Origin of the sequence: Flavobacterium sp. MEB061, assembly GCF_000834715.1 — a bacterium.
GTDB lineage: Bacteria > Bacteroidota > Bacteroidia > Flavobacteriales > Flavobacteriaceae > Flavobacterium > Flavobacterium pectinovorum.
This window is the reverse complement of record NZ_JXQR01000005.1, coordinates 199,265-222,990: the sequence shown is the minus strand read 5'-3', so window position 1 is coordinate 222,990 and position 23,726 is coordinate 199,265. Positions and strand designations below refer to the sequence as shown.

At 32.8% G+C, this 23,726-nt stretch carries 21 protein-coding genes, 1 other RNA gene and 1 pseudogene; 12 read left to right on the top strand and 11 right to left on the bottom strand.

The window, feature by feature from the left end; all coding sequences use genetic code 11:
* Positions 1 to 257 precede the first annotated feature (257 nt).
* Entirely contained in the window at positions 258 to 845 is a 588-nt protein-coding gene (locus tag RT99_RS02520; protein WP_042563152.1) for an RNA polymerase sigma factor, read from the bottom strand.
* 399 nt (positions 846 to 1,244) lie between these two features.
* Here RT99_RS02520 and RT99_RS02515 point away from each other — a divergent pair, with 399 nt between their 5' ends.
* Entirely contained in the window at positions 1,245 to 2,717 is a 1,473-nt protein-coding gene (locus RT99_RS02515) for a M28 family metallopeptidase (RefSeq protein WP_042563151.1), read from the top strand.
* Positions 2,718 to 2,767: 50 nt separating this feature from the next.
* On the opposite strand, the gene RT99_RS02510 is transcribed toward RT99_RS02515, so the two are convergent.
* Genes RT99_RS02510 through RT99_RS02495 form a run of 4 tightly spaced genes read right to left on the bottom strand, consistent with a single transcriptional unit; the run spans position 2,768 to position 4,812 of the window.
* The gene (locus tag RT99_RS02510; protein ID WP_042563150.1) at positions 2,768 to 3,379 is read right to left on the bottom strand and encodes a hypothetical protein; all 612 of its coding nucleotides are present in this window, start codon (positions 3,377 to 3,379) and stop codon (positions 2,768 to 2,770) included.
* 18 nt (positions 3,380 to 3,397) lie between these two features.
* Complete coding sequence (locus tag RT99_RS02505; protein ID WP_042563149.1) at positions 3,398 to 3,913, bottom strand: hypothetical protein; 516 nt, start codon at positions 3,911 to 3,913, stop codon at positions 3,398 to 3,400.
* Positions 3,897 to 4,355, bottom strand: a complete 459-nt coding sequence (locus tag RT99_RS02500) for a hypothetical protein (protein WP_042563148.1) — start codon at positions 4,353 to 4,355, stop codon at positions 3,897 to 3,899. Before RT99_RS02500 ends, RT99_RS02505 begins: the two co-directional genes overlap by 17 nt.
* A 4-nt stretch (positions 4,356 to 4,359) precedes the next feature.
* A complete protein-coding gene (locus tag RT99_RS02495) occupies positions 4,360 to 4,812 on the bottom strand; it encodes a hypothetical protein (RefSeq protein ID WP_042563147.1) in 453 nt (150 codons plus the stop codon).
* A gap of 247 nt (positions 4,813 to 5,059) precedes the next feature.
* Between RT99_RS02495 and RT99_RS02485 the strand changes: the two genes are divergently transcribed.
* The 8 genes from RT99_RS02485 to katG all read left to right on the top strand — a co-directional run bounded on the left by RT99_RS02485 (position 5,060) and on the right by katG (position 16,118).
* The gene (locus RT99_RS02485; protein ID WP_042563145.1) at positions 5,060 to 7,084 is read left to right on the top strand and encodes a sensor histidine kinase; all 2,025 of its coding nucleotides are present in this window, start codon (positions 5,060 to 5,062) and stop codon (positions 7,082 to 7,084) included.
* Positions 7,081 to 7,824 carry a LytTR family DNA-binding domain-containing protein gene (locus RT99_RS02480; RefSeq protein ID WP_207384877.1) on the top strand — a complete coding sequence of 248 codons (744 nt, stop codon included), beginning with the start codon at positions 7,081 to 7,083 and terminating at the stop codon, positions 7,822 to 7,824. The genes RT99_RS02485 and RT99_RS02480 overlap by 4 nt, the downstream gene beginning before the upstream one ends.
* A gap of 128 nt (positions 7,825 to 7,952) precedes the next feature.
* Complete coding sequence (locus RT99_RS02475) at positions 7,953 to 8,282, top strand: DUF4870 domain-containing protein (protein ID WP_042563144.1); 330 nt, start codon at positions 7,953 to 7,955, stop codon at positions 8,280 to 8,282.
* Positions 8,283 to 8,787: 505 nt separating this feature from the next.
* A complete protein-coding gene (locus RT99_RS02470; protein WP_242607162.1) occupies positions 8,788 to 9,108 on the top strand; it encodes a hypothetical protein in 321 nt (106 codons plus the stop codon).
* A gap of 100 nt (positions 9,109 to 9,208) precedes the next feature.
* On the top strand, positions 9,209 to 10,864 hold the full coding sequence (locus RT99_RS02465; protein ID WP_042563142.1) for a peptidase domain-containing ABC transporter: 1,656 nt from the start codon (positions 9,209 to 9,211) through the stop codon (positions 10,862 to 10,864).
* 2 nt (positions 10,865 to 10,866) lie between these two features.
* The gene (locus tag RT99_RS02460) at positions 10,867 to 12,219 is read left to right on the top strand and encodes an HlyD family secretion protein (protein ID WP_042563141.1); all 1,353 of its coding nucleotides are present in this window, start codon (positions 10,867 to 10,869) and stop codon (positions 12,217 to 12,219) included.
* Positions 12,200 to 13,609, top strand: a complete 1,410-nt coding sequence (locus RT99_RS02455; RefSeq protein ID WP_042563167.1) for a TolC family protein — start codon at positions 12,200 to 12,202, stop codon at positions 13,607 to 13,609. The genes RT99_RS02460 and RT99_RS02455 overlap by 20 nt, the downstream gene beginning before the upstream one ends.
* Positions 13,610 to 13,853: 244 nt before the next feature.
* Positions 13,854 to 16,118 carry a catalase/peroxidase HPI gene (gene katG / locus RT99_RS02450; RefSeq protein ID WP_042563140.1) on the top strand — a complete coding sequence of 755 codons (2,265 nt, stop codon included), beginning with the start codon at positions 13,854 to 13,856 and terminating at the stop codon, positions 16,116 to 16,118.
* Between the two features lie 56 nt (positions 16,119 to 16,174).
* On the opposite strand, the gene RT99_RS02445 is transcribed toward katG, so the two are convergent.
* The 3 genes from RT99_RS02445 to RT99_RS02435 form a co-directional block, all read right to left on the bottom strand.
* The gene (locus RT99_RS02445; protein ID WP_052483512.1) at positions 16,175 to 18,148 is read right to left on the bottom strand and encodes a sensor histidine kinase; all 1,974 of its coding nucleotides are present in this window, start codon (positions 18,146 to 18,148) and stop codon (positions 16,175 to 16,177) included.
* Between the two features lie 112 nt (positions 18,149 to 18,260).
* Positions 18,261 to 18,464, bottom strand: coding sequence for a hypothetical protein (locus RT99_RS02440; RefSeq protein WP_042563139.1), 204 nt, complete (start codon positions 18,462 to 18,464; stop codon positions 18,261 to 18,263).
* A 325-nt stretch (positions 18,465 to 18,789) separates the two neighbouring features.
* Positions 18,790 to 19,503 (bottom strand): LytTR family DNA-binding domain-containing protein, encoded by a 714-nt coding sequence (locus tag RT99_RS02435; protein ID WP_042563138.1) that lies wholly within the window; start codon positions 19,501 to 19,503, stop codon positions 18,790 to 18,792.
* A gap of 96 nt (positions 19,504 to 19,599) precedes the next feature.
* Between RT99_RS02435 and RT99_RS02430 the strand changes: the two genes are divergently transcribed.
* The 3 genes and pseudogenes from RT99_RS02430 to RT99_RS25895 form a co-directional block, all read left to right on the top strand.
* The gene (locus RT99_RS02430) at positions 19,600 to 20,256 is read left to right on the top strand and encodes a response regulator transcription factor (RefSeq protein WP_042563137.1); all 657 of its coding nucleotides are present in this window, start codon (positions 19,600 to 19,602) and stop codon (positions 20,254 to 20,256) included.
* Positions 20,257 to 20,459: 203 nt separating this feature from the next.
* A complete protein-coding gene (locus RT99_RS24920) occupies positions 20,460 to 20,606 on the top strand; it encodes a TIGR04149 family rSAM-modified RiPP (RefSeq protein ID WP_082036907.1) in 147 nt (48 codons plus the stop codon).
* A 124-nt stretch (positions 20,607 to 20,730) separates the two neighbouring features.
* Positions 20,731 to 20,863 (top strand): annotated as a pseudogene (locus RT99_RS25895) (HlyD family secretion protein); the annotation flags it as partial.
* A 116-nt stretch (positions 20,864 to 20,979) separates the two neighbouring features.
* Here the strand turns inward: RT99_RS25895 and RT99_RS02425 are convergent.
* From RT99_RS02425 to RT99_RS02420, 3 genes are all read right to left on the bottom strand, one after another.
* Positions 20,980 to 21,597 carry a hypothetical protein gene (locus RT99_RS02425; protein ID WP_042563136.1) on the bottom strand — a complete coding sequence of 206 codons (618 nt, stop codon included), beginning with the start codon at positions 21,595 to 21,597 and terminating at the stop codon, positions 20,980 to 20,982.
* 248 nt (positions 21,598 to 21,845) lie between these two features.
* Positions 21,846 to 22,241: a transfer-messenger RNA gene (gene ssrA, locus RT99_RS24910) on the bottom strand.
* Positions 22,242 to 22,307: 66 nt separating this feature from the next.
* On the bottom strand, positions 22,308 to 23,510 hold the full coding sequence (locus RT99_RS02420) for a serine hydrolase (protein ID WP_042563135.1): 1,203 nt from the start codon (positions 23,508 to 23,510) through the stop codon (positions 22,308 to 22,310).
* Between the last annotated feature and the right edge of the window lie 216 nt (positions 23,511 to 23,726).

Here is a 23,726-nt window from a genome sequence, read left to right as displayed (position 1 = left end):
AAAAAAAAAGGAAATTCCAATATTTAAATTCCAAAAAATGGAATCTTTAAATTTATAATCCCAATATTGAAATTTCGTTTCAGTGATAGGAAACTCTAAAAACTAACCCCTAAACATTGGAATTTTTCCCTTAAATTCTTGTTCTTTATTATAAAGACGATTGAAAAAGAGGGAGGGAGTAGTCGAAAGTGAAAAAAATGTAAAAAAATCGTAAAAAAATAATTTGCGAGTGTTTAAAGGTATTTTCCGAAGTAAATTCAGATACTTGAAAACAAAAATAAAGACATAAAAAGATTCATGTAAGGCGAAATTTTAAAACGGACAAATTTCAAAGCCTGAGACATGTGTTTTTTAACGGTTTCTGTAGAAATGCCTAAATTCTCTCCAATTTTCTGATGACTTAAACCTTCCATCTTCGCCATTTTGTAGATTTTTTGCTGCTGTGGCGGAAGCTGTTCAATAATCTGGTTTAAAATAACATTGTACTGGTCGTCTTTAATTGCCGTATCAGTATCATCAGCAGCAATATTTTTATAAGTTATATCAGAAGCCAGATTCGTTTCGCGGGCTATTTTTTTGATCATATCAAAAATATGATTGCGGGAAATAATGAAAAGATAATTTTCAAAATTCGTTATTTCGGCTGCCTTTTCCTGATTCTGCCAAATTTTTAAAAATACATCCTGAACAGCTTCTTCAGCCAGAACTTTTGATTTTGTTATTTTTAAAGCCGTACCGTAAACCAAATTTTTATAACGATTGTATAATTCCGTAAAAGCCAGTTCGCTTCCCTGAGATAACTCATGAAGAAGTTTATTTTCGTCAAAACTGGAATTTAAAGACATAATCAGAATGATTTATTCACTTTAGCAATATTATTAATTTTTTGGATACTCAAATATTCTTTATTTCCAATCCCCTCTATAAATGCTGAATTGTTAATTTATAAGCAAGAAATCTTTAATTTTTTTAAAAAACAGAATATTCTTTTGCATAAGATTCAAATATTTGTAAATCGCTGCTTGATGAATTGTAGGTTAAGTCTTGTTTTAATTGAGGATTAGCAAAGATTTAAATTGAAAATAAGTCATTTTTTGAAGAATCTTTAGAAATTAATTATAGAATTGATTTAATTGAAGGTGAAGGAATTGTAAACGATATTTTATCATTTTAAAAAGGGCTTAAAATCAAAAAAAATATTTTGTTATCATTTAATTACTAAGTTTGGATTTAAATTAAAACCCATGAGAAACAAAATTATACTACTTTTTATAGCTTACAGCGGAGTTGTTTTTGCACAGGCAATTAAAAAACCTCTGGTAAGTGCGATAACCATAAAGGATTTAAAAACAGATATGTACGAAATGGCCGGCGATCATTTTAACGGTCGTGAAGCCGGAACTTTAGACGAATTAAAAGTGTCGATGTGGCTGGCCAATAAAGCCAAAGAAGCCGGAATGTTACCAGCCGGAGATGACGGAACTTTTTTTCAGTTTTTTGATTTATACAGACATCAGGTTACCGCAAATACAACATTTAAAATAGGGCAAAAACAGTTCAAATTGTGGAGCGAAGTTTTAATAGCCGAAACTACCAATATCAAAGTCAATGCTCCCTTAATTTATTTAGGAACTTCATCAACTCAGGAAATTGACAAAATTGATATTAAAGGAAAAGCCGTTGTTTTATTAGCTTCGAAAGAAGGAATTCTAGATGAGATTTCGCTTTTTGACAGACGTTATCCCGGACTTGTAAAACAAAAATATTATGAATTTTTAATTCAGAAAGGAGCCGTTGCACTTATTATTGTAGCCGATGAATTGGGAGAAAAAAGCTGGTCGCAGGTTGAGCCGCAAATGACAAGAGGCGTTTACGGAATTCAGGGTTTTAGAGATAAAATTCCGGTGCCGCCAAGAATGCCTGTTTTTTGGCTGCACAATGATCAGTTAGATTTTCTAAAAAACTCAAAAGATAATTTATCTGCCGAAGTAGTTTCAGAAACCTACAAATATCCCTCTGTAAATGTGGTTGGAAAAATTGAAGGGACTGATGCTAAATTGAAAAATGAATATGTACTTTTTAGCGGTCATCAGGATCATGATGGCGTAAGACAAAAATACGGTCAGGATTCTATTTACAACGGTGCAGATGATAATGCAAGTACGTGTGTAGCGATGCTGGCAATGGCAAGAGCCTACAAAAAGCAACCCGCAAAAAGAACAGCTTTATTTGTTTTTCACGGAGCCGAAGAGCGTGGTTTATTAGGATCAAGCTGGTATGCAGAACATCCTACAGTTCCTGAAAAAGATATTGTTGCGGTTTTAAACGGAGACATGATTGGTCGAAATAATGTGAATCAGGCAGCGCTTTTAGGTTCAACTCCGCCACACGAAAATTCCTCAGATCTGGTTGCGATTGCGAAAAAAGCCAATGACGAAGGTCCGAAATTTGAATTGGATAAATTGTGGGACAAACCAGAACATCCGGAGTATTTTTTCTTCCGTTCAGACCATTTGCCATATGTACGCAAGGGAATTCCGGCTGTGTTTTTTACCAGTGTTTTGCACAGTCAATACCACACACCAATGGATGAATCTGAAAACATTGACTATACAAAACTCCACAAAATGACAGAATGGATGTACCGCACCGGATGGATTTTATCGAATGATGCAAACAGACCCAAACTTTTACCAAAGGCGGATTTGGAGCGATAATATATTTAGAAAAAAGGAGACTTTCTTAAATTAGAAAAGTCTCCTTTTTTTTATTTCTGATTTGAAATCTCCACTAAATATTCAAACTCCCTTTTTATTTCTTTTTCTGCTTCAAGCAAATAATCAGTCGAAAATGGCGCGCCGCAATCTTCGCTATCGAGTTGGTAAATCAATTTCTGATCTAAAAAATAATATCTGTTTACTGTTATTTCTGCTTTATTAAAGTCGAATACTTCGGTATCGTTATTACTTTTCATGGCAATAGAATCATAATACATGGGGCGATTGTATTGGTAGTATTTGTCAAAAACAAAAGATAATTTTTGATTTTCTAAATGGTAAACCGTTAGTTTTTGAAAAGTTTCACTCAAATAATGCGTGGTGATTTTTTCCAGTTTTCCGTTTTTGTAATAAAATTTTGCTTCTCCGCCTTCTGCCGTTTCCCACAAACTTTTGGTTTTTATAGTCCAGTTTTTTATGGAATTAATCCGTTTAGAATTTTTTAAAACCGGACTTAATTGCTTTTTTAAATCTTCATTTAAATAAATAGTATCCCGTTTAGAATTTTCAACCGCTTGATTTTTGCTTCTAAAAACCGAATTACAGCTCAGATTATAAATAGTAAAAAGGCTAAAAATCAAATATAAAAATAAGTTTTTCATTTGCTGTAAATATCAATATTATGCCAAAGGCTGAACGGCGTCGATTAGTTTGTGAATTTTAATCAAAATTTGTTCTTCATATTCCAGCTGTTTTTGTTCGCTTTTTTTTCCGGAACTAAAATTTTCGCTAATAAAATAACTCTTTACAAAATGACTTTTTTTGGCGCCTAAACTATAATGCCAGCTTCCCATGTACGAACTTACAAAAATTACAGCTTCTTCGAGTTTCATTATCTTTTTTTCTGAAAAAAACGGAATCGTTCTGTAAACAGCATTGCTTCGTATATCAAAAGTATAACGAATTTTGGCTCTTATTATAATATCATATAAACTGTGCAATACGCCATAAATCAATAATACAGCAATAGAATATCGCATTACTTCGCTTAGTATTTCACCCAATAATGCCAAAAGAATTCCCGCTGCAAAAATTCCTGCCAAAAACCACTGTGATACATTTTGTAGCGGTTTTACAGGCTGAAGAGAAAACCAGTTTAGATTTTCTTCAATTCCGTATTTATCTCGAATGTTCATTGAGCCTCATTATTTCGTCAATTTCATTTACCAGATTTTGCATCGATCTTTTTGTAAATCCTTGTGCAATCATGGCTGCTTTTTCTTCTCCGTTTTTTAAATAATAGACATTCAAACAGGTATTTGTCGTAATTAAATATTGTGTAATGCGCACCAATTCAAAGTTTAAAAAGTCTTTTAGCGGAATACGAACAACAGGATTTATTAATCCCACTTTTACCGTAATCTCATTTTTGTCCAAATCGATGACAACATGTTTCATCCAGATCGAAATAAAACAAAGAACCGCCAAAATGCCAAAAATCCAGACCATGATGATTTCATTTATCCAAATACCCACAATGGCAAAAGCCGCCATACCAAAACTCACAATCAATCCAAAAATGTATTGCTTTTTCATGATATACTGATTGCCGTTTTTTGTAAAATGTTGAAGTTCCATAACTTTATTCTATGTTGATGCCATCTATTACAAGTCCGCTGCAATTAAGAGATAAATAGGCACTCGAATAATCATTTGTAAACTGGTCTGTTAATGCATCTAAAGTTGCCTTTTTAAATTCAATTTTTCGCGCAGGCGTTTTTCCGTTAGTATCAGTCATCATAATTTGTCCGTCAAGCCCTTTTTTGTTTTTCGCAAAAGCAGTTAATAAATTAATATCATGGCGTTCTAAATCTATCGCGATATAATAATTTTTCTGAATAGAATCTTTGGCTGTAAGATTGGCCGATTTGCTAAAAGAAATACTGGAAGATCGAACCTGCACCGTGATCGGTTTATTTCCGTCTTTAACCATGATTTCAATTTTTACATGTTTATCATCAAGTTGTTGCCCATATGCAATTCCCGTTAAAAAACAGAAGAAGAGTAGCAGTAAAGAAAGTTTTTTCTTATTCATAATAGAATTCATTTTAAAATAATTAATTAGAACAAGATTACGCTATACACGAGCCATTAACAATTGGGAATTGGTAAATGGATGGTTTTGGTTTTTGTTTGGTTCATTCTGAAATATATTGCGAATCCTGTAGGTTTTTTATTTCTTTTAAGATGTTCTCATTTAGAGTTTTATGAATTTAAAATCGATACCGAAATGTTTGGTAAATCAAACACAATTTGTATTTTGCCGGTATTAATGATTATTTATGTATCAAATTTTTACTAGTATTTTAGATAAAAACAGCAAATTAAAGTTCCTTTTATACCTTTTGGTTTCGTTTTTATTTGCAATATCAATTCAGGCACAAAATATTTCTGCAGTTGAAAAAATGGCTGCAAAAGGATATGCCAAACGTTTTTCTGATACTGTTGCCTGTCTTAAAATTCAGCAGCAGGCGCTTCAATTGGCTATAAAAAATAAAAGCAAAGAAGATGAAATAATTTCATACGCCTACATGGCCATGACACAAAGGCGATTGCTGCATCTTAAAGAATTTTTGCACTATGCAGATACCGCTTATTTTTTGGCACAAAAAGTTAAAAACATAAGGGCTAAGGCACAAGCAGCTGCCGCAATGGGATCTTTAAAATCTTATATTGATGATAAACCTCAGGCACTGAATTATTTGTTAGATTCTTATAAATTATTTTCGAAGATAAATGCACACGATCAATGTGCAAAAATTGCTTCGGATATCTCTTATCTTTTTTCGCCTGCATCGCCAACAAAAGTCGAAAAGTATGCACGTGAAGCCATGAAACATGCCGAAAAATCTGGTGATCCCGAAAGCCAAATGTATGCGAGACTGGCTTTTGGAAGTTTTTTAACCGATAATATTGAAACCGAAGGAATAAAAGACTGGGAATCGACTTTAAATTTTTTTCAGGAAACGGTTTCCTTTGCTGAAAAAAATGAAGCTAAAATAGTCAGCAAAAGTAATATTGGCATAGCGTATATAAATCTGGCTGATCTGTATACAAAAGGGCCTCAGCCTATTAATGAAAAAGCTTTTTTGCAGAATCTGGAAAAAGCAACCGTTATTGCTAAAAAATATAATATCAAAATTATATACCGAAGCGCGATAGGTTTAAAGGGATTTTATTTTACGCAAAAAGGCGATTATATTAAAGCCGAACTTTTATTTATTGACGGTATCAAGTATCAAAAAAGTCTTCCTTATACGGATAATTATCTTTTGGCCACTTTTTATGATTGCTTAAAAGAAGTTTCGGTTAAGCGAAGAGATTTTGAAGCCTATTATGGTTACGATACGTTATTTACAAAATACAACCAGTTAAAGTACAAAGAATCAACGCAGTCAATTCTTCAAAATGCAGATGCGAGATATGAATCTGCAAAAAAAATAGAACGTATCAAACAGCTTGAACTTGAAAATGAACTCGAGCAGCAAAATAAATTATTAGGTTACGGAATTGCCGGCGTTTTGTTAATTGGACTCGTTTTTATGTTTCGTTCGTATCATTATCGTCAGCGGTATTATCAAAATCGGGAAGAATTTTTGCAGCAGGAACAAGCCAACAGCGAATTGAAAATGCAGTTAATGGAAAAAGAAACAATCGAAAATTTGTCGGCAAGATTATTTCTTGAACGACGATTGCTTCGCTCGCAAATGGATCCGCATTTTATTTTTAATGCTTTGGGAAATATCCAAAGTATGATCCTTCAAAAAGATACCGTTCCCGCCGTTTCGTATCTCAATAAATTTGCTAAACTTACCAGACAGGTTTTGGAGCAATCCAGAAAAGAAACCATATCGCTGAAAGAAGAAATAAATACCTTAAAAAATTATATCGAATTACAGCAGCTCCGTTTAAATAATGGGTTTGATTATGTAATTGAATGTGCCAATGAAGTAGAAAAGGACATTCTGATACCGCCATTATTGATTCAGCCTTTTATAGAAAATGCAGTCGAACACGGTTTAAAACCACAGGCAAATCATATAAGAGGACTGATCGAAATTTATTTTGCACTGGATGAAAACGGAAGCAATTTAATTTGCACTATTAAAGATAACGGAATAGGATTGGCGGCATCCAGGAAACTGAAAATTAATGATACGCACGAATCTCTTTCGACCACAATTACAGACGAAAGACTGGCAAAAATGAAAAAAGAAAACCCAAATGCCGGTTTTAAAGTTATAGAACGTGATAATGTTACAGACGGGCAGGGTTGTATCGTAATTTTAAATATTCCGACATTATGATTTATAAAGCGATAATTATTGAAGACGAAAACAGGCTGAGAGAAGCCTTATCGATTATGCTCGAAATGGTGGCCGGAGATTTGGTTCAGATAATTGGTTATGCAGAAAGTGTTGACGAGGCAAAAAAAATGATCGACAGACTAAAACCTGATCTCGTTTTTATGGATATTATGCTGAAGGACGGAACTGGTTTTGAGGTACTTCAGCAACTTACTTTTCAATCTTTTCATCTCATTTTTACAACCGCTTATGAGCAGCATGCCGTAAATGCTTTTAAGTATAGCGCCATAGATTATTTGCTCAAGCCCATTGATCCGCAGGAATTAAAAATGGCAATCGACCGAATTGCAGTTTTAAAAGAAAGAGTTCTTGAAAACCAGCAAATTAATGAGCTTCAAACTAATCTCTCTAAAACACCGGACAGGATTGTATTGCCCACGCAGGAAGCGATGTATGTGGTAAAATTAGATCACATTATCAGATGCGAAACTTCGGGTTCTTATACCACATTTTTTCTTGTAGATGGCAGAAAAATAATGGTTTCCAAACCGTTAAAGAATTACGAAGACATTCTGGTTCCGCCCTTGTTTTTTCGCGTTCATCAGTCGCATCTCATCAATATAAACGCCATTTTAAGTTATTCGCGAGAAGGAATGATACACATGAATGACAAATCTGCCGTGCCTGTTTCGAGAGGAAAAAAAGAGCAGTTTTTTAAATTAATGAAAGATGAATTATAATGATATAGCTCTTGACGGATTATACATTCAAGTGCTACAAATACCAATTAAAAGCTACCAGTAACAAAGTGTTTGCTTGAAGTTTCCGGTGTTGTATTTATTTTTGAACCATACAAATAAATAGAACAATGGATAAAAAAACATTATCAATCCTGAGCTACATCACCATTATTGGTTGGATTATAGCCTACGTAAAAAGCAAAGATTTAACGCCAAAAAGTGATTTGGTAACCTATCACCTTAAACAAGGCTTCGGAATTTTTCTGGTATCATTTGCTGTAAATATTGTGCTTTCTGTAATCGTATTTTCGATTACTTCACTTTATTTTCTGAATTATATTGGTTACGCTATTTTCATTTTATGGATTTTCGGAATCATAAATGCAGCCAACGAGCAAAAGAAACCTATTCCGGTTATCGGGAAAATTTTTGAGGATAAATTTGGTTTTATCAACTAAATCTAATCTCCCTTTTTAATTTTGGTTTTTGAATATTAAAACCAAATTCTGCTTCTTTTTTAACTTGTAGTTTTTATATGAAGTAAAGTTTTTTTGAAGGCAAAATCGCTGGAAATAAATTCGGAATTTAATTTGGAAAATCAAAAGAGAGATAATTTATAATTGTCTCTTTTTTTTTATAAATATGCTAATTAATAAAAAAATAACATAAAAAAAAGAATGTTTATATTGTTTAAGTATTTGTTAATCAGTTTATTGTTTGGATTTAATCAAATTCTAATGTTATTCTAATGTTGCGCTTTCAATTTAGTTTTAAATTGCGCACCCACGAAAAAATGGTAGGAAAATCAGCTTAAGATTGGTTTTTATACAAAATGAGAGCTGTTTTTTTGGGTTAAAAAGTAAATTTAGAAACGATAGAATGCTGAACAAAATTAAAAATAGTCTTTTATGCAAATGCCTTCAGGTGTTGCTAATTGGGTACTTTTTAATGAGCAGTATGAACATGTCTAATAGTCTGAGCCAAATCATTAAAGAAAATACAGAACAGGATTCTATTAAAGGAATGACCTGTAATTTTCTAAAAAAGATTTTTAAATGTGACGGTATTACCGAAGAAAAAAATGATTTTGAATCTAAAGATGCAAAGACTGCTAAAGTTGCAAAAGGTATTCCTTCATTAGATTATTTAATTCCTTTAAGTGCTTCATTGCCTGATTTATATATTAAAACAGGGGCCAAAGGAAAAAATTATATTAATAACCCGATTTTTACTTTCGGTTTTCATGGCAAAATTCATTTGCCTCCTCCTCAATTCACAGTATAAATACTCTCTTTTTTAAGGTTAGAAGCAATTCTAAAACCCTTTTTATGGCATTTGCCGTATATATTATCTATCTATTAATCTTGTATTTATATATAAATTCATGACACCATTTAAACGTTTTATTAATTTACTCAAACTAGATAAACGCGACGTATATCAAATTATTTTTTACGCTGCTTTTGCCGGTTTGGTCAACCTTTCGCTGCCGTTGGGAATTCAGGCTATTATAAATTTTATACAAAGCGGCCAGCTTAGTGTTTCCTGGATTGTACTTGTGTTTCTGGTTACTATCGGAGTTGGCTTTGGCGGAGTTCTCATTATTTTGCAGCTTCGAATTGTGGAGAATTTGCAACAGCGAATTTTTGTGCGATCCTCATTTGAATTTGCTTACAGAATGCCTTTAATCAAATTTAAGGAAATGTATTCTGAATATGCACCCGAAAAAGCAAACCGCTTTTTTGATACTTTAATGGTACAAAAAGGAACCGCAAAACTTTTATTAGACTTTTGTACCGCTTTTTTGCAGGTAGGTCTTGGGATTATATTATTGGTTTTATACCATTCTTTCTTTACCGTAATTGGGCTTTTCTTTATTGCCATTTTATATATCATTTTTAAATTTTCATACAGAGACGGTCTTGAAACCAGTCTTAACGAATCGAAGTTTAAATACAAAGTCGCGGCCTGGCTTCAGGAAATTGCGCGCAACCGTGAAAGCTTCCGCAAAAAAGGAAGTTTCGAATATGCTCTCGAAAGAAATGACAGTTACGTAAGTCAATACGTCAATTACCGCGAAAAGCATTTTCAGGTAATGAAAAAACAATACATTCAGCTTACTATTTTTAAAGTAATAGTTACGGCTGCCCTGTTGTCGATTGGTGGTTTTCTGGTAATTCACCATCAAATGAACATTGGGCAGTTTGTAGCTGCTGAAATTGTTATTGTGTTGCTAATCAATTCTGTAGAAAAAATAATCTTCGGTCTGGAATCTTTTTATGATGTGCTGACTTCTGTAGAGAAAATTGGTCAGGTAACAGATATGGAAATATCCTGTATTCCGAAAACAGCAACAGTAACCGAAACCGGAATTACAATCGAAACCGAAAGTATTGCCTATAATTATCCGGGTTATAATAAAAAATCACTCAAAAATATTAATCTGAAAATCGCTCAGGGCGAAAAAATAGTATTACGAGGAACAAACGGAGCCGGAAAAAGTACCTTATTACGTTTGCTTTCCGGTTTACTTGAACCAGAAAGCGGTGCTATGTATGTGACAGATAATTACATGAACCGTCTTGACGAAGATGCATACAGAGCGCAGGCCGGAACTTTCCTGCAGGGTGATACGCTTTTTGCCGGAACCATTAGAGAAAATATTCTTTTTGGAAATAAAACCATTAATAATGATGATTTAAAATGGGCTTTAGATAACGTTTGCCTTACTCCGTATATCAAAACTTTTCCAAACGGACTCGAAAATCAGATTCATCCGGGTGGGGGAGAACTTTCGGCGTCCGATATTCAAAAAATATTGTTGGCACGAAGCATTGTTCATAAACCAAATATATTGTTTCTCGAAGATCCTGTTGATAAAATGGACGAATTGACTTCGGGTAAAATCATTGATTTTTTACTTTCTGAAGAAAATAACTGGACGGTAATTGTGACTTCTAAAAATGATATTTGGATGGACAAATGCGACCGTATGATCACGATTGATGACGGAAAAATTATTAACGACATAAAGCTTTAATCATGCTCAATATATCTAAAGATAATAATATACTTATAACTCCGGGACAATACGCTTCTATTACCAGCGTTGCCCGCAGGCCACATTATAAAATTTTAAACAGAGTAATAGTTGGTTTTTTACTATTTGCTGTTGCCTGTCTTTTTCTACCTTGGACTCAGAACATTTCAGGGAGTGGTTCTGTTACAACTTTAAAACCGGATCAAAGACCTCAGACTGTACATAATGCCATTGCCGGAAGAATCGAAAAATGGTACGTTCAGGAAGGTGATTATGTAAAAAAAGGAGATACGATTTTGTTTATTTCTGAAACAAAAGAAGATTATTTAGATCCGAACTTGGTTGGAAATACAAAAGATCAGGTTGATGCCAAAAAAATGGCAGTAGAATCATATGGAGATAAAGTAAACTCACTTGATGTTCAGGCACAGTCGCTTAATACAGAAAGAGAATTAAAACTACAACAGGCTCAGAATAAAATAAAACAGGCACACTTAAAAATTAAAAGCGACAGTATGGATCTTGAGGCTGTAAAAACGCAATTAAGAATCGCTACTACTCAATTTAATCGTTCAACAGCACTTAACAAAGAAGGTTTAAAACCGCTTACTGATGTCGAACAAAAAAGATTGAAACTGCAGGAATCTGAAGCGTATATTATTACACAGCAAAACAAACTTTTGAGCAGTAAAAACGAACTGATCAATGCAAAAGTCGAAATAAATAGAATTACAGCCGAATATGCTGAAAAAATTTCAAAATCAAAAAGCGATAAGTTTACTGCTTTAAGTACGCAATATGATACTAAAGCTCAGGTCAATAAACTGCAAAATCAATATGTAAACTATAGTTTAAGAAACGGCATGTATTATATTACGGCTCCTCAAAGCGGTTATGTAAATCGTGCATTATTGGCCGGTCTTGGGGAAACAATTAAAGAGGGAACTCCGGTTGTAAGTATTATGCCGTCAAGCTATGATATTGCGGTAGAAACTTATGTAGATCCTATCGATCTTCCGTTGGTGCATCGTGGTGCAAAAGTTAGAGTTTGGTTTGATGGATGGCCAAGAATTGTATTTTCGGGCTGGCCTGGATTGTCTTATGGAACTTTTGGCGGAAGAATTGTAGCGATTGAAAACTTTATAAGTGCCAACGGAAAATACAGAGTGCTTATTTCGCCGGATGGTAAAGATCAAAAATGGCCAAAAGAATTGAGTATTGGTGCCGGGGCACAAAGTATCGCCTTATTAGAAACAGTTTCTGTATGGTATGAAATATGGCGTAACCTAAATGGTTTTCCGCCAAATTATTATAAGTCAGATGAAAAAGCAGCAAATGGAAAAGAGAAAAAATAAAATAAGATACGTTGTGTTTTCTTTTTTGTTTTTCCTTGGTTTTCATTCATACAGTCAGGATTTTAACAAAGAAGAACTAAGCTACAGCGAATTTTTAGGATACGTAAAAAAATACCACCCGCTGGTAAAACAAGCCAATCTTGAAGTAAGTAATGCACAGGCAAAACTTATGGTGGCGCGTGGTGGTTTTGATCCAAAGATTGAAGTAGATTACAATAAGAAAGAATTTAAAGGAACAGAATATTATTCGCTGTTAAACAGCAGTTTCAAAATTCCAACTTGGTACGGAATTGAAGTTAAAGCCGGATTTGATGATACAGACGGGCAATATTACAATCCGCAAAATCGTACACCGGATGCCGGATTAACTTCTCTTGGAATTAGTGTGGCTCTAGGGCAGGGAATGTTCATCAACCAGCGTATGGCCGATGTAAGAGAAGGTAAACTACAGATAAAATTAAGCGATGCCGAACGAAAATTAAAAGCGATAGCTGTTTTATACAAAGCAAGTGAGGCTTATTTTGAATGGAGGAAAAGCTTTAACGAAGCCGAGCTTTATAAAAATTATCTGGGCTTTGCAAGTACCCGTTTTGAAGGCGTAAAAAAACTGATCGAACTTGGTGATTCTCCCGCAATTGATAGTGTCGAAGCTAAAATTACTGTACGAAACAGGCAATTGAATGTTGAAAACGGAAACTTGAAATTGGCAAAAGCCAGACTTAATCTTTCAAATTATTTATGGATTGAAAATGTTCCGGTAGAATTGGAAGATCATGTAAAACCGGAACAAAACTTAATTGAAACTGTTGAAGAAACGCTAAAAACAGATGCAATGATGGTAAATGTTGAAACATTGGAATCACATCCTAAAATACAAGCTTTAGAGACTAAATTATCCATATTGGAAATCAACAGAAAATTGAAAGCAAATTCGCTTTTGCCAAAGGTCAATGTTGGTTACAATTATATTTCAGAACCCGTTTATTTTGATTCTTTTAATGCCGATGATTACAAATTTAATATCGATTTCAGCATTCCGATTTTTTTGAGAAAAGAACGCGGAAGCTTAAAACTGGCTAAATTAAAAATACAGGATCTAAAGTTTGATATTGATCAGCAAAGACTAGAACTTAAAAACAAAATAAAAGCACAGCAAACTGAAATTACATCTTTAAAAAAGCAAAAAGAAGTTATTGACAGTCTGGTAAAAGATTATTTGACAATGCTAAACTCTGAAGAGAAATTGTTTTCATTTGGCGAAAGTTCCATTTTCCTGATCAATTCGAGAGAGAATAATCTGGTAAGTGCAAAACTATCCCAAATTGGTATTGAAAACCAGTTTTATATTTCAAATGCCGAGTTGTATAAGATACTGGCAAATCCGGATTGATTTTATTTTTTTAATAGTTAATTGTTTAAAGAGAAACATGTGAATTTTTATTTACAGGTTTTTTTATATAGTTCATTTATAGGTAAAAATCTTAAATAACAAACTAATTAAAATCAAAACAATAGATTTTATCTATTAAAGTAGATTGATATAATATTCATAACGCATACATCCTTTTTATTTTGTTTGTAAATTAGTAGTATCGAAAATAATACAAAAAACAAAAAAATAAAATTTGTAAATCATGGAAAATCAATCAAATGACATCAGCAAGTGCCCTTTTCACAATGGCAGTATGGATAATGCAGCTGCAACAGGCACAAAAAACCGTGACTGGTGGCCCAATCAGTTAAAGGTAAGTATCCTGCGACAGCATTCGCCACTTTCAGATCCTATGAATAAAGACTTCAATTATACAGAAGCATTTAAAAGTCTTGATCTTGAAGCAGTAAAAAAAGATTTGCACGCACTTATGACAGATTCACAAGATTGGTGGCCGGCAGACTTTGGTCATTACGGAGGTTTATTCATTCGAATGGCATGGCATAGCGCAGGAACATATCGAGTACAGGATGGTCGCGGTGGTGCAGGTGCAGGGCAACAACGTTTTGCTCCTCTAAATAGTTGGCCGGATAACGTAAGTCTTGATAAAGCAAGAAGACTTTTATGGCCTATTAAACAGAAATACGGACAAAAAATTTCATGGGCAGATTTAATGATATTAACCGGAAATGTAGCTTTAGAATCTATGGGCTTTAAAACTTTCGGTTTTGCGGGAGGACGCGCTGATGTATGGGAACCGGATGAAGCTGTTTATTGGGGTTCAGAAACTACGTGGCTAGGCGGTGATGAGCGTTATAGTGATGGTTCTGAAGGAGTACCAAAGGAGCATGGTGTTGTATCTTCTGATGATGATGCAGATGGTCATGTTCACTCCAGAAATTTAGAAAATCCTCTTGCTGCTGTTCAAATGGGACTTATATATGTAAACCCAGAAGGTCCTGACGGAAATCCTGATCCAATTGCTGCAGCTAAAGATATTAGAGACACTTTTAGTCGTATGGCGATGGATGATGAAGAAACGGTAGCATTAATTGCCGGAGGACATACATTTGGAAAAACCCACGGTGCAGCTTCTTCTGATCACGTAGGTAAAGAGCCAGAAGCATCAGGACTTGAATTACAAGGATTTGGCTGGCAAAATAGTTTTGGTTCAGGAAAAGGTGCAGATGCAATTACAAGCGGATTAGAAGTTACATGGACAAAAACGCCAACGCAATGGAGTAATAATTTCTTCGAAAATTTATTTGGTTTTGAATGGGAGCTTTCTAAAAGCCCTGCCGGAGCGCACCAATGGGTAGCAAAAAATGCCGAAGCGATTATTCCGGATGCTTTTGACAGTAGTAAAAAACATTTGCCAACAATGCTTACTACAGATTTATCATTAAGATTAGATCCTACTTATGAAAAAATATCACGTCGTTTTCTTGAAAATCCTGATGAGTTTGCAGACGCTTTTGCCCGTGCATGGTTTAAGCTAACACACAGAGATATGGGACCTCGCGAGCGTTATTTAGGACCAGAAGTTCCGCAGGAAGAATTGTTATGGCAAGATCCTATTCCGGAAGTAAACCATACATTAGTAGATGAAAATGATGTAGCTCAATTAAAAGATAAAATACTAAATGCAGGATTGAGTACCTCTCAATTAATAGCAACGGCATGGGCTTCGGCTTCTACATTTAGAGGTTCAGATAAACGTGGAGGTGCAAACGGTGGGCGTATAAGACTGGCTCCGCAAAAAGACTGGCAAGTAAATAATCCTGCACAACTTAAACAGGTTTTGGACAAACTTGAAGTTATTAAAGCAGAATTTGATGCAGCGCAAGTAAACAAAAAAGTTTCACTAGCCGATTTAATCGTTTTGGCAGGTTGCGCCGGTGTAGAAAAAGCAACAGGAAATACAGTTAGAGTGCCTTTTACACCAGGTCGTATGGATGCATCTCAGGAACAAACAGATGTTGAATCATTTGGATATTTAGAACCTAAAGCAGACGGTTTTAGAAATTACAGAAAAACAAGATCAACAGTTTCTACAGAAGAGCTTCTTATTGATAAAGCAAATTTATTAACACTTACTCCACCAGAATTGACTGTACTTTTAGGAGGATTACGTGTGTTGGATATTAATACAGATGGAAGTAAGAATGGAGTTTTTACACATCGTCCGGGTCAGTTAACTAATGATTTCTTTATAAACTTGCTTGATATGAATACCCAATGGAAAGCAGTATCAAATGATAAAGAACTTTATGCCGGAAACGATCGTAATACAGGTCAGCCAAAATGGATTGGAACTCGTGCAGATCTTGTTTTTGGATCTAATTCAGAATTAAGAGCAATAGCAGAAGTATATGCAAGTGCTGATGCACAAGCAAAATTTGTAAATGACTTTGTTGGAATATGGAACAAAGTGATGAATTTAGACAGGTTTGATTTAGCAAAATAAAAGTTGTTAAACATCAAAAAAAGAGGAGATTCATATCTCCTCTTTTTGTTTTTATCTTAAAAAACGACTTCTATAGTAGTTCCTTTTCCTATATCAGATATTATTTTTAATTTTCCTTCTAATGCAGTGGTTCTGTCCTCAATATTTTTTAATCCAATACCATATTTTACTTTTTCAATATTAAATCCATTTCCATTATCCCAAATCCGAATCGTAATTTTATCTCCGGTTTTTAATAGCATTATATAACATCTTTCGGCATTCGAATATTTATTGATGTTTTGCAATGCCTCCTGAATAATGCGATAAATATGTATTTTGTTTATACTTGATACAGAAAACCAATCAATATATTTATCTACCGATACATCAAACTTTGTGTTAAACTGATTTTTTTGAGATTCAACAAGGTTTGTCACTATTTCAGGAAAACTCTTATCTTCAAAAAGCAGGTTTTGCGTTAAATTATGCGAAACTCGCCTTATTTCATTCTCTGTTTTTTCAAGTTCCTTAACCAATAACTCTTTTTTATCTGTTTGAATCGAATCTAGTTGAATAAGATTGAATCGGGTAGTAAAAACACTATTCACAATGCCATCATGTAATTCCATTGCAATACGATTTCGTTCCTCATTGCGGGCCAATTCTGTTTCAGATTGCTGCTGTAACATCAACTGGTATATCTTTTCATTTGCTTCCTGTTGTTCTTTAATATAAAACAGTTCTTTATTTTTTGATTTCAAGCGATATATTATAAAAAACACAAATGAAAAAAGAATTACAATGCCAAAGCCAATAATAATATAACTGTTTCTTTTAGATAAAATTTCATTTTTTTCTTCAACCTGATCTGTTTCAAAAGCAATTCTTGCAAATTGATTTTTTGTTATTCTTTCTACTTTTTGCAGGCTGTCATCAATTTTTAAATACTGATTTGTATAAAAGGTCTTGTTTTTGAAGTCATTCTCCATCAACAATTTTAAAGATTGAATAGTTAATTCATTAGATTTTATTTTTTGGGATAATTCAAATCCTTCCTTAATATAATTTAATGCTTTTACAGTATCTTTTTTAAATAGAAAATATTGCCCAATATTAATTTTATTAGATATCATAATGGGTTTTATGTCAAGACTATCGCTTACTCTCAACGATTCGCTCAACAGTTGATATACATTCGTATAATTTCCTGTTTTCATTTGAGAATGCCCAAGATTATCCAGCAACATTGCATACGATTTTGGATAATTTTGTTTTAAATCCTTGATTTGTAAAGCAGTATTATATAATTGTATTGCTTTTTTATGATTATTTAGTTTTTCATAAATCCGACCCATATTATTGCAGCAGGAAATTCTCGATTTAATAATTTTTTCCTTTGGATAATTTTCTTTTTCAAGCTGATTTAATTGCTTTAAAGCGAGGTTGAAATACCTTAATGAATTAGAGCAGTCATTAACTTCATTCAATGAAATAGCCAACAAAACATAAGATTCATAGATTAATCGTGTATTGGTAGTTTTCGAAAGAAGCCTTAAAGCGCTGATAGCTTCAATTTCACTTTCAGAAAAAATTCCGGCATCAAATAAAATTCCGGCTTTGTATAATTGTGTTCTTCCTGAATTTAACGTATCATTTTTTATTTTGTAAAGTCTTTCAGACTGCGAATAATAACTAAAAGCACTGTCTAATTGCGATTTCTGTTCATAATAATCACCAAAAAAATAGAGTGCTTTTGCAATATGAGTAGTATCATCCTGTTTTAGTCCAAGATTGTAAACTTTTTTAACAGCAGTTAGAAATTTTTCATATTGGCCAATATTGTAATACTTGCTGGCAACTTTAAAATACAAATTTCTGGTAACAGAATCATTTTCATATTTTGATAAATAATTATAAATAGTATCTACTATTTTTTCTTTACTATCATTTTTAAATGTTTCTGAATCAGTATTTTTTAAAGCTTCAATTACTGCTTTTTTAAATTTGCTGGAATGATTTTTTTTGTGGCATGCTATAATTAAAAACAACAACAACAAGAATATTTTAGATTTTATCTTCAATGTCTTCGGAAAAAGTTTACCCAAAAATAGATATTAATAACCAGATAATTAGAAACATTATCTGGTTATTATAAAAATATTACCCTTGATTTTTATCTTTATCAGATATCTCAAGTAGATTTTGAGGAGTTGTACTATTTAAACTGTCAGTAGTTACCGATGGCAAAATTTGGTTCTTGTTTATTAAATTTTCTGTTTTCCCCTCTTCCAAATTGTCAGTAGAGCAAGAAGAAATGACAATCATAGCCGCAATAGAGCCAATAGCAAATAATAGCTTTTTCATAAAAAGTAATGAATTAAATAATTAGTAAATAATATCTGGGGCAGTCTTCCTTTCGGAATTACCTTTTTGAAAAGCCGGGAAGTGACAATTCTAATTATTGAAAATGACATTACTTAAAAGCAACATTTTCCCCACTTTCAATAATTATTTTGGTTGATTATAATGGCAAATAAACAGGAAAAAAGAGGTTTGATATTTAGTTTTTGCCTTGCTTATAGTGACCCTGTTGATTACAATAGTTTAAGGCATAATCGAAGTGGTGAAAGGGATCATTTAAAATAAAAGGACTATTTTATTCGTTTTTAGACAGATGAAATCGGTATCTTTAAATGTTTATCTTTCTGATAATAGAATCGACATTATCTTTGTAAGTAAGTGAAAAAGGGAGTATTTCGTTGTAATTTAGGTAGCATTTTGATTTGCTGAAATGTATTCTGGAAACATGATTTATGTTTACGATATAGCTTTTATGAATTCGTAGAAAGTAAAAGGGCAATGTACTTTCAAAATGTTTTAAAGTTTTATATGCATTAACCGTTTTTCCGTTATCCATTTGAATATCAGTTGTGTTATTGTCTGCTTTTAAATAAGTTACATTTTGCAGCGCCACAAAATGATAATCACTATAAGATTTAATGCAAATACTTGTTGCAAGGTGTACAGGGGTTTTCTTTTCAAATTTAAACAACAATTTTCCTAAGTCATGCAACTGTAATGACTCTACGATATAATCAGAAAATCCGGATTGTATTGCTTCAAACGCGTAATTTGATGATTCTGCCAAAGCAACAAAATAAGGTAGGGATTCTACATATTGAAATAATTCTGTAATGGTTTTAAAAAGTACAGTTCGGTCTTCAGCTTTTGCAGGAATCTGTACAATTACCAATTGTGGTTTTAGTTTTATGATTTGGTTTATTGCCATTTGATTATCTTTGGCTACACCGGCACAAAAATAATTAGGAAAATTCTCGAAAAGTTCTAAGGTTTTTTTAGCATTGGAGGCATTGTCATCAATAATAAGAAAGGAAAACCGCATAAATTATACTAATAATAAGAAAGCGCAATCTAGAAAAGTTTAAATTTTCACTGTTGCAGAAAAACTGCCTATTTTGTTAAAGTTAAATTTTAATTAATGAATATACTTGTAGTAGATGATCATCCGATGACTGTAGAGGGCTATATTAATGCACTTTCAGGGGATTCTTTTGCCTCAAATAAACCACATTTCACAAAAGCTCATAATTGTGAAGAAGCTTATTTTTCCATTACCAAAAATATCGCTGCAAAACAATCTTTTGACATCGCCATAGTTGATAAAGGATTACCTGCTTATGAGGAAAAATCTATTTTTTCGGGCAGTAATTTAGTTTTGTACATTAAAGAAGTTATGCCAAACTGCAAAACTATTATGATTACGGCACATACCGAGATAATTATCGTTTATGATATTGCAAAAAAAGTCCGCCCGGAAGGTTTAATTATAAAAAATGATATCACTCCAGAGAAATTGCAGGAGGCAGTTTCAGACGTAATGCAAGGCAAACAATATCAAAGCCCGACCGCAAAAAAATGCATCAATGAAATTTGGAAAAAAGAATTGATGGTTGAAGATTACAACCGTCAGATTATATTTTATTTATCCAAAGGCTTTAAAATAAAAGAACTTGATGGTGTTATTTGTTTGACAACAAGCGCTATTCAAAAACGTATTCTCCGCATGAAAAAAGTCTTTGACGTAACTGATGATTCTGGTTTAGTGAAAGAAGCAATAAAGCAGGGGTTTATTTAAAGTGCACTTCATGATTTTAACATATTTTACTTATAAATAACCTTCTTTGTTAAAGGTTGTTTGCGATATGTCAGCATTCCATTTCTTCTTTATAAGTTTGGTAAGAGTTATTTAAAATTAACGAAAGCAATGTGCATTTTGGATTTAATTTCTGAGATTTGAGATAGTTTTTAACTATTTATTAATCATCAAAAAAACCTTAGATGAAAAAAATAAGTCTAAAAGACGTTAAAAATGCATTGAACAGAGACGAAATGAGAATAATTTCCGGGGGGTCATTTTCTTGTTATTGTAACGGATCTTACAACGGTCAATCTGGATCAGTTTCAGATTTCGTTGGTAGATGCTAATCTGCTAAAATGCAATATTTGATGATTAAGGCTGATTTATTTCAGCCTTAATCTATTAGAATCATATTCTAATTTAGAAAATAGAATGAAAAAATAATTGTGGATGATGTAGTTTTGCCAAAAAAAGCTTGAAACCTCATATCATAAAGCCATTCCGTTTCAGCAGGAAATGTCAGGAACCGCAGAGATTATTACCGAAGATTTAAGATTAGCAGAAAGATTGGTTATATCAGTTTCGTGATATTTTTAGAACATAAGTATGCAATATTGCTAAACTTTAAAACTTATTTAAAAACAAAAAGTTTGTAAACATTGAGTTTACAGGTTTTTTTGTGTAAAAATTTAGTTTATTCACGATATTGTAAAATTATATCTATTCTTCCGAAGCGAACGGATTAATATCACTATCATTTTTTCTTTTGGTCAAAATACCAGAAACATATCTTTGGAGATATTCTTCTAATCTATTTTCTAGATTTTCATTATATTTTTCAATAATAAGTCTAATTTCTTCTACTAATTTCTCAAGGTTATCAAAAAACTCAAGAAATATCTTAGCGATTTCCTTTTTATTTCCATCATTGTTGGTTAGAATATTAAAGGATGTCAACTCAACAATTATGGTTCCTTTCCTAAACTCAAAATCATAAATATTTGGCTTATTTAGCCTAACCTCATAATATTTATCCTCTCCTGAGTAAGGAATTGTATATTTTGCAAGTTCGACAACTATAGAATTTCCTCTTGAGTCATAACTTGCCCCGCCAGGTATACGTGATCTAGGTATACTGCGAGAAATTATCTCGGACGTTATTTTGGATTTATCATTGTCTAGCGCAACAGGTATAATTTGATATTTAGTTGATAAAGCCTTTGAATAGATTTTAATATCCTTTGTAATTATTTGAGACTCGTCTATTCTATTAATTTCATTTAAAATTGAATTGTCTAAAATTAGAAAAGGATTTTTAGTATTTACATTTCTTTCCATTTTTATTTTTTATTTATAATAAAATTAATATTAAAAAACAGCCATATTACATCTGATTCAAATTAATTATTAACTAGTTTACAACATTAAAAATGCATAAAGGCTATTTGCAAATTTGTTTGAATAACTTTGTTATACAATATTGTGTATTTGACTCCAGTTAAAAAGTAGTTATCAACAATAAAAATATCAGCTAAATTATCAACTAAAAAACAAAAAGCCTGTAAATAGTGAGTTTACAGGCTTTTTTGTGGAGTCGCCGGGAATCGAACCCGGGTCCAAACAAGCAACTAAAGAGCTTTCTACACGTTTATTTCCTGATTGGATTTTCGATGTTAAGCTAGGTCAGGAACAACCACTCAACACTTATCTTCTTAATTTCGATATCCACCCGAAGCTCATGGAAATCTAGGTTTATTTTTACGGTTCCCCTGTACTGACCGCCACAAACCAAGGCTTTCAAGGAGAATCCAGCTTCCCTATCTGATAGGGACGTGGCTAATCTTACTATAATTCAGATTATGCAGCTAAAGCGTAGTTATTTTCGCCGTGTAAAAGTGTAAGATCTTATATTTACGAGCAAGGTCTCAATGCTCGACGTGCTTACTTTCCAATTCGACTTGCTGTCAAAACCAGTCGACCCCAAAAATGAGTTTGCAAATTTATACTTTTTGACGTTAGATAAATAATAAATTTCACTTAAAATTTAATTATTCTTCATCTTTAAAAACAAACGGATAATCGCCAAAAATTGGAGCCAGTTTACGAACTGCATACGTCTTTCTTGTCATTTTGTTTGAAAGCGCAATAATGGTTACATTTTCTTTCATCAACGGAACATAAGATGAGGTATTTCCGTGCCACCAGCCATTATGGAAGTAATAATTTTGCCCCGAATCCCAATTGATCATTCGGATGCCAAGACCGTAATTTTTTGTTCCTTTGCGTTCATTGCTGTAACCTGTATAAACTTCTTTTAGTAATTCAGGTTTTAAAAAACCAGGTGCATTTCTTGCTCTGTCAAATTTTAAAAGATCTCTTACAGTAGAAAATATATTTTTATCTCCATATACATTATCCAGATAATCAAAACCAATTTCTACGCCATTCCCTTTATAAGAAGGTACAATGTTTTTTCGATCCTTGTCATCATCAAAAACATAAGTATGTGTCATTCCCAATGGTTTAAAAATCATTTCAGACATTGCTTCTTTATATTTTAAACCTGTAACTTTTTCAATAATAAGAGCCAGCATGGCATAATTAGTATTGCAATAGCTAAAACGAGTTCCCGTTGGTGCTTCCAGACCAATGTTTTTAGTTGCCAAGATATCAAGAATATCCTGATTAGTTAATTGATTATGTCTGTCCCAAACTGATTTATCATGATCTGTAAAATACGCATAGTTTCGCATTCCGGTTCTATGAGACAGTAACATTCGAATAGTACAATTTTCGTAGGGAAATGTTTTTAAAATTGTATTTACTTTTTGGTCCAAATCAATTTTACCTGCATTTACAAGTTTTAGAACAGCCGTAGCAGTCAATACTTTACTTACAGAAGCAATCTGTACAGATGTTTCTGCTGTAATTTTTGTCCCTTCGTTTTTATTGGCAAATCCATTATATCTTTCAAAAATAATATGACCATTTCTAGCTACCAAAAAACTTCCGTTCATGCTATTATTAGGCCAGTTTTTATTGTAAAAATGATTTATTCTTCCTGTAACTGAGTTTACGTAATTTGCCGGAAGTCTTTTTTCAGGACCGGCCGGTTTCATTTTAGGTAATGTATCTTCTACTGTGACAGTTGGTTTTTGTGTCGTGGCTTTTTCTTTTCCGCATGAAGTAAAAACTAAAATTAGGAAAAGTATTTGTGGTATATTTGTTTTTTTAAGGAGGCTCATTTTCATCATTCTTTAAAACAAATATATAGAATTCAATAATTATGTTTTGTTTTTTTCATCCTCTGGCCAAACTTTTTTTAACATTATCTTAACTTCTTTTTTTGTTAGTCGATTGTGCATCAGCGGTTAGCGTTATAAAAATGTTTGAAATCAGAAAAAATCAACAAAATTTTAACTTATTTTGTTATATTTGAAACAAATTGAATCTAAAAAGTTATATTA

Coding starts and splice junctions, on each gene's coding strand:
- RT99_RS02470 (WP_242607162.1), top strand. CDS start 8,788: ATGTCTAATAGTCTGAGCCAAATCATTAAAGAAAATACAGAACAGGAT.
- RT99_RS02495 (WP_042563147.1), bottom strand. CDS start 4,812: ATGAATAAGAAAAAACTTTCTTTACTGCTACTCTTCTTCTGTTTTTTA.
- RT99_RS02425 (WP_042563136.1), bottom strand. CDS start 21,597: ATGGAAAGAAATGTAAATACTAAAAATCCTTTTCTAATTTTAGACAAT.
- RT99_RS02435 (WP_042563138.1), bottom strand. CDS start 19,503: ATGCGGTTTTCCTTTCTTATTATTGATGACAATGCCTCCAATGCTAAA.
- RT99_RS02475 (WP_042563144.1), top strand. CDS start 7,953: ATGGATAAAAAAACATTATCAATCCTGAGCTACATCACCATTATTGGT.
- RT99_RS02505 (WP_042563149.1), bottom strand. CDS start 3,913: ATGAACATTCGAGATAAATACGGAATTGAAGAAAATCTAAACTGGTTT.
- RT99_RS02440 (WP_042563139.1), bottom strand. CDS start 18,464: ATGAAAAAGCTATTATTTGCTATTGGCTCTATTGCGGCTATGATTGTC.
- RT99_RS02465 (WP_042563142.1), top strand. CDS start 9,209: ATGACACCATTTAAACGTTTTATTAATTTACTCAAACTAGATAAACGC.
- RT99_RS02510 (WP_042563150.1), bottom strand. CDS start 3,379: ATGAAAAACTTATTTTTATATTTGATTTTTAGCCTTTTTACTATTTAT.
- RT99_RS02520 (WP_042563152.1), bottom strand. CDS start 845: ATGTCTTTAAATTCCAGTTTTGACGAAAATAAACTTCTTCATGAGTTA.
- RT99_RS02430 (WP_042563137.1), top strand. CDS start 19,600: ATGAATATACTTGTAGTAGATGATCATCCGATGACTGTAGAGGGCTAT.
- RT99_RS24920 (WP_082036907.1), top strand. CDS start 20,460: ATGAAAAAAATAAGTCTAAAAGACGTTAAAAATGCATTGAACAGAGAC.
- RT99_RS02515 (WP_042563151.1), top strand. CDS start 1,245: ATGAGAAACAAAATTATACTACTTTTTATAGCTTACAGCGGAGTTGTT.
- RT99_RS02500 (WP_042563148.1), bottom strand. CDS start 4,355: ATGGAACTTCAACATTTTACAAAAAACGGCAATCAGTATATCATGAAA.
- RT99_RS02420 (WP_042563135.1), bottom strand. CDS start 23,510: ATGAAAATGAGCCTCCTTAAAAAAACAAATATACCACAAATACTTTTC.
- RT99_RS02460 (WP_042563141.1), top strand. CDS start 10,867: ATGCTCAATATATCTAAAGATAATAATATACTTATAACTCCGGGACAA.
- katG (WP_042563140.1), top strand. CDS start 13,854: ATGGAAAATCAATCAAATGACATCAGCAAGTGCCCTTTTCACAATGGC.
- RT99_RS02455 (WP_042563167.1), top strand. CDS start 12,200: ATGGAAAAGAGAAAAAATAAAATAAGATACGTTGTGTTTTCTTTTTTG.
- RT99_RS02485 (WP_042563145.1), top strand. CDS start 5,060: ATGTATCAAATTTTTACTAGTATTTTAGATAAAAACAGCAAATTAAAG.
- RT99_RS02480 (WP_207384877.1), top strand. CDS start 7,081: ATGATTTATAAAGCGATAATTATTGAAGACGAAAACAGGCTGAGAGAA.